We start from the raw sequence: 14,576 nt of genomic DNA, 5'->3' as shown, positions 1-14,576 counted from the left end.
GACGACCTCCGCGAGGGCCGGTCCGGTGGGACCGGCCCTCGCGGCGGCTCAGGGGGACGCCAGCAGGAACCGGTCCCAGGTACGCCCGTCCCGGGTCAGCAACAGGTGATCCGCCTCGCCGCGCGGGCCACCCGGGCTGAAGAGCCAGGCGTAGCCGGGGGCGACACTCACCGACGCGACCGGCATGCCGTCGTCGTAGGTCGTCGTGAAGCTCCGTCCGTCATCCCGGCTGACCAGGATCTTCGTCGTCCGGTTGCCCTCCGGACCGGACTGCGTGACGACCAGCAGGGATCCGTCCGCGCCCACCGTCAGGTCCCACTGGAGCCCTCTCCCCAGGCTGGTCCCGGTGGTCGACCAGGTCGTCCCTCCGTCGGTGGTCCGCTCCAGTGCCACCTCGCCGTCCGGGCCGGACACGACCTGGTAGCCCTCCTGACTGTCGACACCCACGAGCGCCAGCACACTCCGACCCGCCGCCGGGCTCCAGGTTTTCCAGGTCGCCCCCCGGTCGGTGCTGCGGGCGGCGACCGTGCCGCGGCCGGGGTCGTACGTGGTCCAGATGCTGCCGTCCGACGCGGGATAGAGGCTGGCGAGCTGGAGCGGCGACGGTGGCGTTCCACTGAGCCGGTAGACAAGACCGGTGGACGGGTCCACCGCCAGTGGTTCGTCGATCGCCGGACAGATGAATTGGCAGTGCACCGGGCGGGTGTTCGCGGGGAACGCCCGCACCGGGATGATCGCCCGCTCCGCGTCCTGCCAGGTGCGGCCGTAGTCGGTGGAGAGACGGCGCAGACCGTCGCGCACCAGATAGGTACCGTCGCCGAGTACCGAGTACTCCAGGGTGGAGCCGGGCCCGCAGTCGTCGGCCTCGTACCGCGCCTCGTCCCAGTCGGTCCAGGTCCGCCCCCGGTCGATGGTCCGGGCGAAGCGGAGCACACAGGGCTCGACGCGTACGTCGACGCCGGACTCCGGACCGGTGAGCGTGAAGTCGCCGGGCATGCCCGGCAGCACCCGCTCGGGTGACGGGACGGGCCGGCTCGGCGACCCGAATCGCTCGGGGTGCGCGGCCACCGGTGCGACGACCACGGCCAGCAGCAGGGCCAGGGCGGCCGACCCCAGGGCGGCCGATCGACGGCGACGGGAACGTGCCACGGCACGCAGCTCGTGCAGCGGCGGCTGACGGACGGCGTCGGCGATCGTCTCGACCTCGAAGCCGGAGAACTCACGATCGGACATCGATCCTCCCTTGGCCGGCGCCGCCGGTGACGTGGGGCTCGGTGAGCAGCGCGGCGAGGGCCTGCCGCCCCCGGGAGAGCCGCGACTTCACCGTGCCGGCGGAGACGCCGAGAGTCGCGGCGATCTCGTCCACCGGCAGGTCGACCAGGTAGTGCAGCGCCAGCGCGGTCCGTTGCCCCTCGGGCAGATCCCGCATGGCGGTCAGCAGGGCCAGGTGTTCCGGCGACCGGTCGGCGACGGCGGGCGGGGGACCGATCCGGAGCAGCAGCCGGTCGAGGACCCGCCGCCGCCGGTGCCGGCTCCGGGCGACGTTCACCGCCACCCGCCGCAGCCACGCCTCCGGGTTGTCCAGCCGGGCGAACCGCCCGGGTGCGACCAACGCCTTGGTGAACGCCTCCTGGACCGCCTCCTGGGCCTCGCTCAGGTCACCGGTCACCGCGTAGAGCTGGACCACCAACCGGCGGAAGGACCCCGCGTAGAGCTCCGCGATCAGATCACCGTCGGACACCGTCACCCCCTCTCCCCACCTGTCCACTCACGGGGCGGTTGGAAGGTTCCCGGTCCACAACGACTTCCCGCTCGTCCACCGGCTTGTCCACAGGTCCGGAGCGTTATCCACAGGTTGTGCACAGGCGTGGTCGGCGTGCTCTTGACATTCGGGCTGAGCAGGCGAGACTGCCGGGGGTGACCGGAGCCGAGGAAGAGCGTCGGCCGGGGCGGCCCGTCGAGGCGACCCCGGTGCCCGGCCCGCGCCCGCCGCGACCGGCCGACCCGCCGCGGCGGACCCGGATCGTGCTGGCCGAGGTGTCCCGGTCCGGCAGCCGGGCCGACCGCACCCGCTCCGAGCTGACCCAGCAGACCCGGGTCGGCGAGACGCTGGTGCAGGGGCTCGTGCGGGCCCAACTCTCGCTCGCGTTGCGGCTCAGCCTGCTGGTGCTGATCGGGCTGGGCGGGCTGCCCTGGCTGTTCGCCATCGCGCCGTCGGTCGGCCGGGTCACCGTGCTCGGGGTCAACCTGCCGTGGCTGCTGCTCGGCGTGGCCGCCTTCCCGTTCCTGATCGTGGTCGGGTGGGCGTACGTGCGGCTGGCCGAGCGCAACGAGCAGGACTTCGTCGACCTGGTCCACCGGCCGGAGCGCTGATGTCCAACGGCTACGTGGTCCCGGCGATCGTGGCGGTCACCCTGGTGACCCTCGGCATCGGCTTCTACGGGCTGCGGCTGGCCCGCACCACCTCCGACTTCCTGGTCGCCTCCCGCGCGGTCAGCCCCACCTGGAACGCCGCCGCGATCGGCGGCGAGTACCTGTCCGCGGCCAGCTTCCTGGGCGTCGCCGGGCTGATCCTCAAGTACGGCGTGGACGTGCTCTGGTACCCGGTCGGTTTCGCCGCCGGCTATCTGGCGCTGCTGCTGTTCGTGGCCGCGCCGCTGCGCCGGTCCGGCGCGTTCACCCTGCCCGACTTCTGCGAGGTGCGGCTCGGCTCGCGCCGGCTGCGCACCCTGGCCACCGTCTTCGTGATCTTCATCGGGTGGCTCTACCTGGTGCCGCAGTTGCAGGGCGCCGGACTGACCCTGGCCACGCTGACCGGCGCGCCCTACGCCGTCGGCGCGCTCCTGGTCGCCGTGGTGGTCACCGCGAACGTGGCGCTGGGCGGGATGCGGGCGATCACCTTCGTGCAGGCCTTCCAGTACTGGTTGAAGCTCACCGCGCTCGCCGTACCCGCGATCTTCCTGGCCTTGCAGTGGCAGGCCGACGCCCGTCCGGCGGTGGCCCCGCCCGACGGGCCGACGTTCCGGACCGCGACCACCGTGGTGGTCGAGCACCGCGCCACGCTCACCCTGCCCGACGGCGACGTCCGGGAGGTACGCCCCGGCGACCGCCTCGACTTCGCCGCCGGTGACCCGGTGCCCGAGGTGTCCGGCGCGGCGACCGCCGCCGTCGACTGGCTGCTGCCGGACACCGCCGGCGACGACGACCGGAGCCTGTTCGCCACGTACTCGCTGATCCTGGCCACGTTTCTCGGCACCATGGGGTTGCCGCACGTGCTGGTGCGCTTCTACACCAATCCGGACGGCGCCGCCGCGCGCCGCACCACGTTGGTGGTGCTGGCCCTGGTCGGCGTCTTCTACCTGTTACCCACCATCTACGGCGTGCTGGGCCGGATCTACACCCCGCAGCTGCTGGTCACCGGGCAGACCGACGCGGTGGTGGTGCTGCTGCCCGGCGCGGCGCTGGGCGACGGCACCACCGGCCGGCTGCTCGCCGCGCTGGTCGCCGCCGGCGCGTTCGCGGCCTTCCTGTCCACCTCGTCCGGCCTGCTCACCAGCGTGGCGGGGGTGATCTCCACGGACGTCCTGGGCCGGGGCTCGGTACGCGGCTTCCGGATCGCCACGGTGATCGCCGGCGGGGTGCCGGCGGTGCTCGCGTTGAACGTATCCGGGCTGGACGTCTCCCAGGTGGTCGGGTTGGCGTTCGCGGTGGCCGCGTCGAGCTTCTGCCCGCTGCTGGTGCTGGGCATCTGGTGGCGTGGCCTGACCGACCTGGGCGCCGCCGCCGGGGTGCTGGTCGGCGGCGGCGCGGCGATCGGCGCGGTGCTGCTCACCGTGCTCGGCCCGCCGCTGAGCGGCTGGCCCGCGACGCTGACCACCCAACCGGCCGCGTGGACGGTGCCGCTGGCGTTCACCGTGATGGTGGTGGTCTCCATGGCCAGCCGGCGACGACTGCCCCGGGACGTGGGCGCCACCATGCTCCGCCTGCACACCCCGGAGTCGCTGCGCCTGTAGCGCGGTCCCTCTCAGGTATGACGGGAAGATCGTCCTCGGGCCGGACTGCGCGGTGGCCGGCGCGGGCTACGGTCGGACCATGACCGATCAGCACCCGGCGCTCTCCCTGCGTGGCCTGGCCAAGCGGTTCGACACCAAGGTCGCGGTGGCGGGCGTCGACCTGGCCGTGCCGACCGGCTCGTTCTACGGCCTGCTCGGCCCGAACGGGGCCGGCAAGACCACGACCCTCTCCATGGCCGTCGGCCTGCTGCGGCCCGACGCCGGCGAGGCGCGGGTGCTCGGGTACGACGTCTGGGCCGATCCGGTACGCGCCAAGAGCCTGCTCGGCGTGATGCCGGACGGGGTCCGCCTCTTCGACCGGCTCAGCGGGGCGGAGCTGCTGGCGTACCACGGTCTGCTGCGGGGCATGGACCCGAAGGTGGTCGACCAGCGGGCGGCGGAGCTGCTCGACGTGCTGGCGCTCTCCGACGCCGGCCGCACGCTGGTGGTCGACTACTCGGCCGGCATGAAGAAGAAGATCGGCCTGGCCTGCGCGCTGCTGCACGGCCCGCGCCTGCTGGTGCTCGACGAGCCGTTCGAGGCCGTCGACCCGGTGTCGGCGGCGCTGATCCGGGACATCCTGCACCGCTACGTGACCGGTGGCGGCACGGTGATCTTCTCCAGCCACGTGATGGAGGTGGTCGAGCGGCTCTGCTCCCACGTGGCCATCCTGGCCGACGGCCGGATCAAGCGGGTGGGCACGCTGGGCGAGGTGCGCGGCGACCGGTCGCTGGAGGAGGTCTTCGTCGAGGTGGTCGGCGGCCGGACCGCGACCGGTGAGGAGTTGTCGTGGCTGTCCCGGTGACCGCCGTCGAACCGCCGGCCCGGGCCGTCTCGCCCCGGCACTTCGTCCGGCTCAAGCTGCGGGTGCTGGGCAACAACTTCCGCGGCCAGGCGTGGCGGATCGCGCTGTTCGTGCTGGGCGTCCTGTTCGGGCTCTGGTTCGCCGGGGTCGGGTTCTTCCTGCTGGCCGCGCCGGGCCTGGCCGGCGAGTCCCGGTACGCGCTGATGGCCGCCGCGTTCGGCGGCGGCGTGCTGACGCTCGGCTGGCTGCTCCTGCCCCTCGTCTTCTTCGGCGTGGACGAGACGCTGGACCCGGCCCGGTTCGCGCTGCTCCCGCTCTCCCGCCGCACCCTGGTCACCGGCCTGCTCGCCGCCGCGCTGGTGAGCGTGCCGGCACTGGCCACCGTGGTCACGGTGGCCGGGCTGGTGGTCACCGCCGGCGCGCTGGGCGGATGGTCGGCCGCGCTGGTCGGCACGCTCGGGGCGCTCGGCGGGCTGCTGGTCTGCGTGGCCGGGGCGCGCGCGGTGACCAGTGCGTTCGCCACCATGCTGCGCTCCCGCCGGGTGCGGGACCTGGCCGCGGTGCTGCTCGCGGTGCTGGCCGCGTTGCTCGGGCCGTTGCAGCTGTTCGTGGTCGCCGCCGTGCAGCAGGCCGACTGGGACCGGTTGACCGGGGTGGCCCGGGTGGTCGGCTGGACGCCGTTCGGCGCGCCCTGGACCGCCGGCGTCGACGTGGCCGAGGGCCGGGCCGGCGCGGCGGTGGCGAAGCTGCTGATCACGGCCGCGACGCTCGGCGTACTCCTGCTCTGGTGGTCGCGGTCGCTGGAGTCGGCGATGGTGGGCGCGGCGAGCGCGGGGCCGGCCCGCGCGCCGCGGGGCGCGGTCGGCGGCGCGGTCGCGCAGCTCTTTCCCCGCGCGGTCGGCTGGACCCGGCGGGACCGGTTCGGCGCGCTGGTCGCCCGGGAGTGCCGCTACTGGTGGCGGGACGCCCGGCGGCGGGCCAACCTGATCACGGTCGCGGTGGTCGGCGTGTTCGTGCCGGTGATGGTCAACCTCGGCGGGGCCAGCTTCGTGGTCGAGGGCGGCGCGGCGTTCGGCGAGGCCACCGCCGACGCGAGCCCCGTGGTGGTCAGCCTCTCCATGGTCTTCGTCGGGGTGCTCGCGTCGGTGACGCTGGCCAACCAGTTCGGCTTCGACGGCAGCGGCTACGCGGCGAACGTGGTGGCCGGTGTGCCGGGGCGGGTGGAGCTGCGCGCCCGGATGGTCGCGTTCTCGCTCTACGTGGTGCCGATCCTGGTCGTGGTCGCGGTCGTGCTGGCCCTGGTGCTGGGTCGCCCGCAGTGGCTCGGCGTGATGGCCGGCGGGCTGTTCGCCGCGTACGGGTGCGGGTTGGCGATCAACGGGTTCATCTCGGTGCTGGGCGCCTACTCGCTGCCGGAGACGAGCAACCCGTTCGCCATGAACACCGGCGCGGGGATCGCGAAGAGCATGTTCACGCTGCTCTCCATGGTCGCCTCGACGGTGGCGGCGGTGCCGTTCGTGGTGGCCGCCGCGCTGCTCGGCGACGTCTGGCTCTGGCTGGCGCTGCCGCTCGGCCTGGCGTACGGGGCGGGGGCCGCGCTGCTCGGCGCGTACCTGGCCGGGGACGCGCTCGACCGCCGGCAGCCGGAGCTGCTGGCCGCGGTCACGCCGAGGCGCTGATGCCGGTCGTCGAGGCGGTCACCACGGTTCCGGTCCCGCCGGACCTGGCGTTCGCCGTCTCGCAGACCGTGGCCCCGGTCCGCTACCGCTGGGACCCGTTCGTCCGCGAGCAGCACTTCGTCGACGGGGCGACCCGGCCGGGCCGGGGCGTGCGGACGTACACCCGCTCCCGGCACGGCCTGGTCATGGTCAGCGAGTACGTCTCCTGGGCTCCGCCGACGAACGTCGGGATGAAGATGGTGCGGGGGCCGTGGTTCTTCGAACGGTTCGGCGGCGGGTGGCGCTTCGCGCCCGGGCCGGACCCGGGCACCACGGTCGCCACCTGGCGGTACAACTTCCGCTGCCGCCCGGCGTTCCTCCGCCCGGTGGCCGACCGGATCGGCGTCTGGCTGCTCGGCCGGGACATCCGCCGCCGGATCGCCGGCTACGCGGCCGGCTGCGCCGACCCGGAGGTGCTGGCCGCCGCCCGCCGCGCGCTCGCCGAACCGGGCCCGGGGCCGGTCAGGCCCGGCGAGGGCTGACGACGCCGTCCTGCCAGTGGGGGGCGCGGCCGCCCGCTCCGCCCAACCACACCGACAGCGGACCCTGGTTCCGACCCATCGACCGACGCATGGCGTTGACCAGGTCCAGTTGCGCCCGGGCCGGCGCGGCCATCGCCCGCTCGAACTGCTCCTGGGACAGCGGCGCGGTGGTGGTGTCCACCGCCGTGGTGTCCAGGAGCCCCTGCACCGCCTGACCGAACCTGTCGATCTCGGTGGCCACCGAGGTCGGGGCGACGAGGCTGGCCGACATCAGCGCGGCGCTCCACGCCCCCCAGTCGTAGTCCCAACCCGTTCGTCCCAGGTGCGCGCGACGCAGGATCATCGTGAACGTGGCGTACTCCCGCAGCAGGTCCTGGTAGGCCACGAGCTGCCGGTCCCGTAGCCAGTGCCGGTCCTGGGCGCGGCGGGTGAGCATCCCGCCGGCGAGCACGCCGACGGTTGCCGAGAGCGCGCCACCGATGGTGGTCACGGCGATCTCCAGCAGTGCCACGGAGCCTCCCGGGCTCAGGTGGTGCGGCGCACGGCCGCGTAGACGTGGTGGCCGTCGCCGACGCTGAGCACGTTGACCAGCTCCCAGCCGTAGTTCGACAGGTGCTCGACCGCCTCCATGAGCGGCGGGAACCCGCTGCTGCCCCACTTGTGCCGGGCGATGACCATCAGGTGCTTGTACGGGTAGGCGCGCAGGTCGACCTGCCCGCCGAGGACAGCCTCGGCGGTGACCACCCGGTCCTGGGCGAGCTTCTGCGGTGGGACGAGAGCCATGCCGGCAGGGTAGGCCGATCAGTCCAGCTTCGCCCGCCGCAGGTGCGCGACCAGGGACCGCCAGGTGTCGGCGGTGAGGGTGAGGGTCGGGCCGGATCGGTCCTTGCTGTCCCGGACCAGCACCACCCCGGGAACGTTGTCCGCCACCTCGACACAGTTGCCGGCGTTGTCGGATCGGGTCGACTTACGCCACCTCGGTTGGTTCACGCCGTCACCTTCAACTTTCGAATCAGGTCAAGTGAGGCATGCTCCGGCAGCGCCTCGCCGAGCAGGATCTCCCACTTGCGAAGCATCAGGCGAATCCACTCCGGATAGTCGGCGATCTGTCCACGGGCGGGGTTGTCGAGGCAGAGCACATGCTCACCATCGGGCAGCTCGGCGATGGCGAACCCACCGCCCAGCGAGAGGTGTGCACCGACATCGAGCGGTAGCACGTGAAGACGCACCTGGGGGTGCTCCGCAGCTTCGAGCAGACGGACGAATTGGCCGTTCATCACCTCGGGCCCGCCGATGGATCGCTGCAATGCGCTCTCGTCGATGATGAAGACGCACTCCGGTGGATTGGACTTCGCAAGCACGTTCTGCCGAGCCATACGCAGCGCCAGCAGCTCCGCGACCTGCTCCGTGCGATACAGGCGTCCCGCCTCGAAGATCGCTCGGGCGTACTCCTCGGTCTGAAGAAGTCCAGGAACCGCACATGGCTCGAAGTTGCGCAGGAGCACCGCTTCATCCTCGTATCCCTGCCAAGGCAGGAACCAGGACGGTGAGCGGTCGCCCTCGTACTCCTTGAGGAGGCTCGCGAGGAGGCCGCCGGTGGTGAGGGCCTGGTCGGCGGCGACCGCGAACTCCATGGTCGGCCGGCGGCGGCCGGTCTCGATCGCGGCGACCGTCGACGGACTCCAGCGGATGGTGGCCGCCAGCGCCTCCTGGGAGACGTCGGCCCCGGCCCGGGCGGCCTTCAACGCCCGGATCCACACCTCGATGTTCATCCTTACCTCTCCGGTAAGTACGTGACCGCGCTGCGTAGTAAGCCCTGGAATCCTCCCTCGCCGACACGGCCGAGTCCAGGGTGGAGGCACGCGGCCCGGCCGGTGGAGGCGACGACCCGGCGGCCGGTCCTGCGCAGGGTCGCCCCGACCACTCCCGGCCGGGGCGACCCTCTCCCCAGGAGGCGCACATGCGGAGTGAACGCGGAGATCTTGGAAGGAAAGGGCCCCTGGAGGGGCCCGGATCTTCCAAGATCCGGGCGGGGCGGGGGCACCTGCCGATGCGGCCGGCGTGGCGGTGCCGGGCGTGCGGGGCGCCCTGGCCCTGCCAGCCGGCGCGGCTCGGGCTGCTGGTCGAGTTCCGGGGCGACCGGACGGCGTTGCTGTTCCACCTGGGCGGGCTGCTGGCCGAGGCGAACGCGCAGCTCACCGATGCCACCGACCTGCACCGGCGCTTCCTGGGCTGGGCCCGGGTCCGGGGCGGCACAATGTTTCACGTGAATCATGAGCCGGGTGCCGAGATCCACCACACCGATCCGTTCGCGGTGCCGGCCGGGCAGCGCTCGCCGGTACGCCGGCTGCGCGGCCGGCTGGCCGCCCCGGTGACGCTCTGGACCGCGCCCGGCCCGGCCGGGCTGACCGTCTCGTCCACGCTGGTGGCCGAGGGAGAGCCGGACCGGCTGCTCGGCCTGGTCGACCCGGAGTCGGACCTGTGGGCGACGGTCGAGGAGGCCGGACGGTTCGCGGTCACGCCGCTGGGCCCGCACCACCGGCAGCTCGCCGACCGGTTCGCCGGCCTGTTCCCGTCGCCCGGCGGGCTGTTCGCACTCGACGCGTGGACCGAGACGCCGTACGGGCCGGTGCCGACGGACGCCGGCGGCTGGGTCGGCTGCCGGCTCGACACCGCCCGGGAGTACGGCTGGGCCCTCCTGGTCGAGGCCACCATAGAAGCGGTGGACCTCCCCCGCGACACCCCTCCACTGCTGCACTACCGGGGCCGCTACCGCGAGCTGACCGACTGACCCCGTCGATCATGAAGTTGGCGGTGACAAATCGGGCGTCCGCTGCCGTCAACTTCATGATCGACGCGGAAGGGGCGGACCGGTGAGCGGAGTGATGTGGGTCACTCGGCGCAGCGGGGGCGCCGTTCGGCGCAGGCGTCTGCCGGGGGTCGGCCGGGGCTTCCGGGGTGGGGAGCGCGCTCTCTAGCGTGCGCGGAAATTCCCCACGCCTGCGAAGGTGGTGATCCACAGATGTCCACGGACACACCCGCGTCCGCACCCTCCGAGTCGACGGCGGACCGGTACCTCGCCGTCCAACGGTCGGACGAGTTCGCCGGGTTGCGGCGCGCGCTGCGCGGCTTCATCTTCCCGATGACCGTCGCGTTCTTCCTGTGGTACGCGCTCTACGTCATCCTCTCCGCGTACGCGCGGGGATTCATGGGGACGAAGGTGATCGGCAACATCAACGTCGCCCTCATCTTCGGCCTGCTCCAGTTCGTCTCGACGTTCGTCATCGCCTGGCTCTACTCGCGGTTCGCCAACCGGCGGATCGACCCGGTCGCCGACCGGATCCGGGCCGAGATGGGGGAGGTGACCCATGAACACGGTCCTCGCGGCTGAGGCGGGCAGCACCACCGCCCGGAACCTCACCATCACGCTGTTCCTGGTGTTCGTGGCGATCACGCTCGCGATCACCGTCTGGGCCAGCCGGCAGACCAAGACCGCCACCGACTTCTACGCCGGCGGCCGGTCCTTCTCCGGTTTCCAGAACGGCATGGCGATCGGCGGCGACTACATGTCCGCGGCGTCCTTCCTGGGCATCGCCGGCATCATCGCCCTCTACGGGTACGACGGCTTCCTCTACTCGATCGGCTTCCTGGTCGCCTGGCTGGTGGCGCTGCTGCTCGTGGCCGAACTGCTGCGCAACTCCGGCCGGTACACGATGGCGGACGTCCTGGCGTTCCGGATGCGGCAACGGCCGGTCCGGACCGCGGCGGCGGTCTCCACCATCACCGTGTCGATCTTCTACCTGCTGGCCCAGATGGTCGGCGCCGGCGCGCTGGTGGCCCTGCTGCTCGGCATCAAGCCCGGCACCACGTTCCTCGGCATGGACGCGGACACCGCGAAGGTCGCCACCATCATCCTGGTCGGCGCCCTGATGATCATCTACGTCACGGTGGGCGGCATGAAGGGCACCACCTACGTGCAGATCGTCAAGGCGTTCCTGCTGATGAGCGGCGCGCTGGTGATGACCCTGCTGGTGCTCGCCAAGTACAAGTTCAACCTGTCCTCGCTGCTCGGCGACGCGGCCGACGCCTCGGGCAAGGGAGCGGCCTTCCTCGAACCCGGGTTGCGCTACGGCGTGGAGACACCGGGCGACGCGCTGAAGACGTTCTACAGCAAGATGGACCTGCTCTCGCTGGGCATCGCGCTGGTGCTCGGCACGGCCGGCCTGCCGCACATCCTGATCCGCTTCTACACCGTGCCGACGGCGCGGGCGGCCCGCAAGAGCGTGCTCTGGGCGATCGGCATCATCGGCAGCTTCTACCTGCTCACGCTGGCCCTCGGCTTCGGCGCGGCGGCCATCGTCGGCGGCCAGGCGATCACCGCGCAGGACAAGGCCGGCAACACGGCCGCGCCGCAGCTCGCCGAGGCGCTGGGCGTGGACTTCCTCGGCGGGAGCCTGGGCGGCGCGACACTGCTGGCGATCATCGCGGCGGTCGCGTTCGCCACGATCCTCGCCGTGGTCGCCGGACTGACCCTGGCCTCGTCGTCCAGCCTGGCGCACGACTTCTACGCCAACGTCATCAAGAACGGGTCGGCGTCGGAGCGGCAGGAGGTGACCGTCGCCCGGGTCTCCGCGCTGGTGATCGGCGCGGTCTCGATCGTCCTGTCGATCTTCGCGCAGAGCCTGAACGTGGCGTTCCTGGTCGCGCTCGCGTTCGCGGTCGCCGCCTCCGGCAACCTGCCGGCGATCCTCTACAGCCTGTTCTGGAAGCGGTTCAACACCTCGGGCGCGGTCTGGGCGATCTACGGCGGCCTCGTCTCCGCGGTGCTGCTGGTGTTCTTCTCCCCGGTCGTCTCCGGGGCGCCGACGGCGATGTTCCCGGACCACGACTGGCACTGGTTCCCGCTGTCGAACCCGGGCATCATCTCGATCCCGATCGGCTTCCTGTGCGGCTGGCTCGGCACGATCCTGTCCAAGGAGAGCGACGACGACAAGTACGCCGAACTGGAGGTGCGCTCGCTGACCGGTGCCGGCGCGCACTGATCGACACGGTGGACAGGAGGGGCCCCCGTCATGGGCGGGGGCCCCTCCTCACCTGTATAGGCTGGCCGGCATGAAGGTCGCTCCCCGCTTCGGTGCCGGACACCGCATCCTCGTCACCGGCGGCGCCGGTTTCGTCCCGTCCCACCTGGTCGACCGGCTCGTCGAGCGCGGCTGCACGGTGGTGGTGCTGGACAACTTCGTCACCGGCTCCAAGGACAACCTGGTCCACCTGCTGGAGGAGCCGACCTTCACGCTGGTCGAGGCGGACATCTCGGACGGCCTGCCGACCGACCACCCGGCGGTGGCCGAGCGGTTCGACGCGATCCTGCACATGGCGTCGCCGGCCAGCCCCACCGACTTCGAGAAGCTGCCGGTGGAGATCCTCCGGGTCGGCTCGGTGGCCACCCTGGCACTGCTGGAGCGGGCCACCGCCGACGGCGCCCGGTTCCTGATGGCCTCCACCTCCGAGGCGTACGGGGACCCGAAGGAGCACCCGCAGCGCGAGACGTACTGGGGCAACGTCAACCCGATCGGCATCCGGAGCGTCTACGACGAGGCGAAGCGCTTCTCCGAGGCGGCCACCATGGCCTACCACCGCAGCCGGGGCACCGACACCGCGATCGTGCGGATCTTCAACACGTACGGCCCGCGGATGCGCCCGGACGACGGCCGCGCCATCCCGACCTTCATCTCCCAGGCGCTGCGCGGCGAGCCGATCACCGTGCACGGCACCGGTGACCAGACGCGCTCGATCTGTTACGTCGACGATCTGGTGCGCGGCATCCTGCTGCTGCTCGACTCGACGCAGACCGGCCCGATCAACTGCGGCACCGAGCACGAGATGTCGATGCGGCAACTCGCCGAGACGATCGTGTCACTCACCGGAAGCACGTCGGAGGTGAGCTACATCACTCGCGCCTCGGACGACCCGGAGATGCGCCGCCCCGATCTGACTCTCGCCCGCGAGCTGCTGGGATACGAGCCGACCGTGACGCCCGAAGACGGCCTCCGACGCACGATCGAGTACTTCCGCGGGCGGCTAGGGTACTGAACCCGCCTGGCCGCCGGCGGACACCGGTGCGCGCCTGAGGGCGACGGTGGCCGGGCCGACCTACCCTCGGTTACATGTCAGCGACCTCGTCTGCCGGCGCCCCGCTCCCGCGTCCCCTGAACCGGGGTGCGGGCCGCGCCCAGGTTCCCGGCCCCGGCCGCGGCACCACCGCGCGTGCCCGCGCCACGGATGCCCGCTGGTACCCCTCAGCCGACGAGGCGCCCCGCTCGGGCGGCCCCGGCGGCCCGGTGGGACCGACCGGGCCCGGCGGATCCGGTGGCGGACCGGGCGGACCGGGTCGGCGCGGCCCCCGCCCGCGTTGGGGCCGGATCGGCCTGGTCGCCGGCATCGCGGTGCTCGTGCTGGCGCTGCTCGGCGGCGTCGGCGCCTGGCTCTACGCCCGCAACCTCGACGGCGACCTGGCCCGCACCGACCCGTTCTCCGAGATCACCGGCGGGCGGCCGGCGAAGCAGGTCGACGGCGCGCTGAACATCCTGCTCGTGGGCAGCGACTCCCGGGACCCGGACGCCCCGGTCGACGGCGCCGGCAAGTGGCGCGCGGACACCGTGATCGTCATGCACATCCCGGCCGACCACAAGAGCGCCTACCTGGTCTCCATTCCGCGCGACCTGTACGTGCCGATCCCGGAGAACGCGGGCGCGACCTGCGACTCCGGATCGCGCAACAAGATCAACGCAGCGTTCGCGTTCGGCGGCCTCCCACTCGCGGTCAAGACCGTGGAGTGCTTCACCGACGTACGGATCGACCACGTCATGGCGATCGACTTCGCCGGCTTCAAGGACGTCACGGACGCCCTGGGCGGGGTCGACCTCAAGGTGGAGCGGACGATCACCTCGATCCACAAGCCGTACCGGACGTTCACCAAGGGCGTGAACCACATGAACGGCGCCGAGGCGCTGGACTGGGTCCGGCAGCGCAAGCAGTTCCCCGACGGCGACTTCGCCCGGATGCGCCACCAGCAGGAGTTCCTCAAGGCGCTGATGGACAAGGCGGCGAGCACCGGGACGCTGAGCAACCCGAAGAAGCTGAACGACTTCCTCCAGGCGGTCACCGCCGCCGTCACGGTCGACCAGGGGTTCTCGTTGACCGACATGGCGGTGCAGTTCCGCAGCCTGCGCGGCGAGAACCTGACGTTCGTGACCAGCCCCAACCTGGGCGGCCAGACCATCGACGGGCAGTCGGTGGTGGTCTCCGACCGGGAGAAGGCGCTGGCGATGTACCAGGCGATCGTCGGGGACAAGATGGCCGAGTGGATGCGGGCCAACCAGAAGAGCGCGGGCGACTGACCCCACCGTGGGCGCCACACCGGCCAACCGTCGTCCGGTCGCTCTCCCTCGCCCGTTCGGCCACAACTCGGGGAGATCGGCCGGTATTGACGGGAATAGCCGCCTCAGGAGGTCGCGAG

16 protein-coding genes are annotated in these 14,576 nt (G+C 72.1%); 10 read left to right on the top strand and 6 right to left on the bottom strand.

Annotated elements, in window-relative coordinates; genetic code table 11:
• Nucleotides 1-48: 48 nt before the first annotated feature.
• Together GA0070622_RS02845 and GA0070622_RS02840 are read right to left on the bottom strand one after the other, a co-directional pair.
• On the bottom strand, nt 49-1,233 hold the full coding sequence (locus GA0070622_RS02845; RefSeq protein ID WP_091568027.1) for a sialidase family protein: 1,185 nt from the start codon (nt 1,231-1,233) through the stop codon (nt 49-51).
• Nucleotides 1,220-1,747, bottom strand: coding sequence for an RNA polymerase sigma factor (locus tag GA0070622_RS02840; RefSeq protein WP_245666106.1), 528 nt, complete (start codon nt 1,745-1,747; stop codon nt 1,220-1,222). Before GA0070622_RS02840 ends, GA0070622_RS02845 begins: the two co-directional genes overlap by 14 nt.
• Nucleotides 1,748-1,971: 224 nt before the next feature.
• Between GA0070622_RS02840 and GA0070622_RS02835 the strand changes: the two genes are divergently transcribed.
• From GA0070622_RS02835 to GA0070622_RS02815, 5 genes are all read left to right on the top strand, one after another.
• The gene (locus tag GA0070622_RS02835) at nt 1,972-2,373 is read left to right on the top strand and encodes a hypothetical protein (protein WP_091576793.1); all 402 of its coding nucleotides are present in this window, start codon (nt 1,972-1,974) and stop codon (nt 2,371-2,373) included.
• Nucleotides 2,373-4,013: a sodium/solute symporter gene (locus GA0070622_RS02830; RefSeq protein ID WP_091568023.1), complete on the top strand. Its 1,641-nt coding sequence runs from the start codon at nt 2,373-2,375 to the stop codon at nt 4,011-4,013. The genes GA0070622_RS02835 and GA0070622_RS02830 overlap by 1 nt, the downstream gene beginning before the upstream one ends.
• 79 nt (nt 4,014-4,092) lie before the next feature.
• Nucleotides 4,093-4,857: an ABC transporter ATP-binding protein gene (locus GA0070622_RS02825; RefSeq protein WP_091576792.1), complete on the top strand. Its 765-nt coding sequence runs from the start codon at nt 4,093-4,095 to the stop codon at nt 4,855-4,857.
• Complete coding sequence (locus tag GA0070622_RS02820; protein ID WP_091568020.1) at nt 4,842-6,536, top strand: ABC transporter permease; 1,695 nt, start codon at nt 4,842-4,844, stop codon at nt 6,534-6,536. Before GA0070622_RS02825 ends, GA0070622_RS02820 begins: the two co-directional genes overlap by 16 nt.
• A complete protein-coding gene (locus GA0070622_RS02815) occupies nt 6,536-7,057 on the top strand; it encodes a type II toxin-antitoxin system RatA family toxin (RefSeq protein WP_091568015.1) in 522 nt (173 codons plus the stop codon). The genes GA0070622_RS02820 and GA0070622_RS02815 overlap by 1 nt, the downstream gene beginning before the upstream one ends.
• Here GA0070622_RS02815 and GA0070622_RS02810 read toward each other — a convergent pair.
• From GA0070622_RS02810 to GA0070622_RS02795, 4 genes are read right to left on the bottom strand one after another with little or no spacing between them, the layout of a single operon-like run.
• Nucleotides 7,038-7,568, bottom strand: a complete 531-nt coding sequence (locus GA0070622_RS02810) for a hypothetical protein (RefSeq protein WP_091568011.1) — start codon at nt 7,566-7,568, stop codon at nt 7,038-7,040. The two genes, GA0070622_RS02815 and GA0070622_RS02810, sit on opposite strands and share 20 nt — an antisense overlap.
• 14 nt (nt 7,569-7,582) lie before the next feature.
• Entirely contained in the window at nt 7,583-7,840 is a 258-nt protein-coding gene (locus tag GA0070622_RS02805; RefSeq protein ID WP_091568006.1) for a hypothetical protein, read from the bottom strand.
• Nucleotides 7,841-7,858: 18 nt separating this feature from the next.
• On the bottom strand, nt 7,859-8,047 hold the full coding sequence (locus GA0070622_RS02800) for a DUF397 domain-containing protein (RefSeq protein WP_091568001.1): 189 nt from the start codon (nt 8,045-8,047) through the stop codon (nt 7,859-7,861).
• Nucleotides 8,044-8,829 (bottom strand): helix-turn-helix domain-containing protein, encoded by a 786-nt coding sequence (locus GA0070622_RS02795; RefSeq protein ID WP_091567998.1) that lies wholly within the window; start codon nt 8,827-8,829, stop codon nt 8,044-8,046. Before GA0070622_RS02795 ends, GA0070622_RS02800 begins: the two co-directional genes overlap by 4 nt.
• A gap of 278 nt (nt 8,830-9,107) precedes the next feature.
• Between GA0070622_RS02795 and GA0070622_RS02790 the strand changes: the two genes are divergently transcribed.
• The 5 genes from GA0070622_RS02790 to GA0070622_RS02770 all read left to right on the top strand — a co-directional run bounded on the left by GA0070622_RS02790 (nt 9,108) and on the right by GA0070622_RS02770 (nt 14,457).
• Nucleotides 9,108-9,848: a flavin reductase family protein gene (locus GA0070622_RS02790; RefSeq protein WP_091567995.1), complete on the top strand. Its 741-nt coding sequence runs from the start codon at nt 9,108-9,110 to the stop codon at nt 9,846-9,848.
• Between the two features lie 231 nt (nt 9,849-10,079).
• Nucleotides 10,080-10,448 carry a DUF485 domain-containing protein gene (locus GA0070622_RS02785; RefSeq protein WP_091567991.1) on the top strand — a complete coding sequence of 123 codons (369 nt, stop codon included), beginning with the start codon at nt 10,080-10,082 and terminating at the stop codon, nt 10,446-10,448.
• Nucleotides 10,426-12,099, top strand: coding sequence for a solute symporter family protein (locus tag GA0070622_RS02780; RefSeq protein WP_091567986.1), 1,674 nt, complete (start codon nt 10,426-10,428; stop codon nt 12,097-12,099). The genes GA0070622_RS02785 and GA0070622_RS02780 overlap by 23 nt, the downstream gene beginning before the upstream one ends.
• A 70-nt stretch (nt 12,100-12,169) precedes the next feature.
• The gene (locus GA0070622_RS02775; protein WP_091567981.1) at nt 12,170-13,150 is read left to right on the top strand and encodes an NAD-dependent epimerase/dehydratase family protein; all 981 of its coding nucleotides are present in this window, start codon (nt 12,170-12,172) and stop codon (nt 13,148-13,150) included.
• Nucleotides 13,151-13,224: 74 nt separating this feature from the next.
• Complete coding sequence (locus GA0070622_RS02770; RefSeq protein ID WP_091567977.1) at nt 13,225-14,457, top strand: LCP family protein; 1,233 nt, start codon at nt 13,225-13,227, stop codon at nt 14,455-14,457.
• The last annotated feature ends 119 nt before the right edge of the window (nt 14,458-14,576 follow it).

This window comes from Micromonospora sediminicola, from assembly GCF_900089585.1.
In the GTDB taxonomy this organism is placed as follows: Bacteria; Actinomycetota; Actinomycetes; order Mycobacteriales; family Micromonosporaceae; genus Micromonospora; species Micromonospora sediminicola.
The sequence above is the reverse complement of the archived record's forward strand: the minus strand, read 5'-3'. Positions and strand labels throughout refer to the sequence as shown.

Coding starts and splice junctions, on each gene's coding strand:
- GA0070622_RS02845 (WP_091568027.1), bottom strand. CDS start 1,233: ATGTCCGATCGTGAGTTCTCCGGCTTCGAGGTCGAGACGATCGCCGAC.
- GA0070622_RS02830 (WP_091568023.1), top strand. CDS start 2,373: ATGTCCAACGGCTACGTGGTCCCGGCGATCGTGGCGGTCACCCTGGTG.
- GA0070622_RS02825 (WP_091576792.1), top strand. CDS start 4,093: ATGACCGATCAGCACCCGGCGCTCTCCCTGCGTGGCCTGGCCAAGCGG.
- GA0070622_RS02815 (WP_091568015.1), top strand. CDS start 6,536: ATGCCGGTCGTCGAGGCGGTCACCACGGTTCCGGTCCCGCCGGACCTG.
- GA0070622_RS02805 (WP_091568006.1), bottom strand. CDS start 7,840: ATGGCTCTCGTCCCACCGCAGAAGCTCGCCCAGGACCGGGTGGTCACC.
- GA0070622_RS02795 (WP_091567998.1), bottom strand. CDS start 8,829: ATGAACATCGAGGTGTGGATCCGGGCGTTGAAGGCCGCCCGGGCCGGG.
- GA0070622_RS02790 (WP_091567995.1), top strand. CDS start 9,108: ATGCGGCCGGCGTGGCGGTGCCGGGCGTGCGGGGCGCCCTGGCCCTGC.
- GA0070622_RS02785 (WP_091567991.1), top strand. CDS start 10,080: ATGTCCACGGACACACCCGCGTCCGCACCCTCCGAGTCGACGGCGGAC.
- GA0070622_RS02780 (WP_091567986.1), top strand. CDS start 10,426: ATGAACACGGTCCTCGCGGCTGAGGCGGGCAGCACCACCGCCCGGAAC.
- GA0070622_RS02775 (WP_091567981.1), top strand. CDS start 12,170: ATGAAGGTCGCTCCCCGCTTCGGTGCCGGACACCGCATCCTCGTCACC.
- GA0070622_RS02770 (WP_091567977.1), top strand. CDS start 13,225: ATGTCAGCGACCTCGTCTGCCGGCGCCCCGCTCCCGCGTCCCCTGAAC.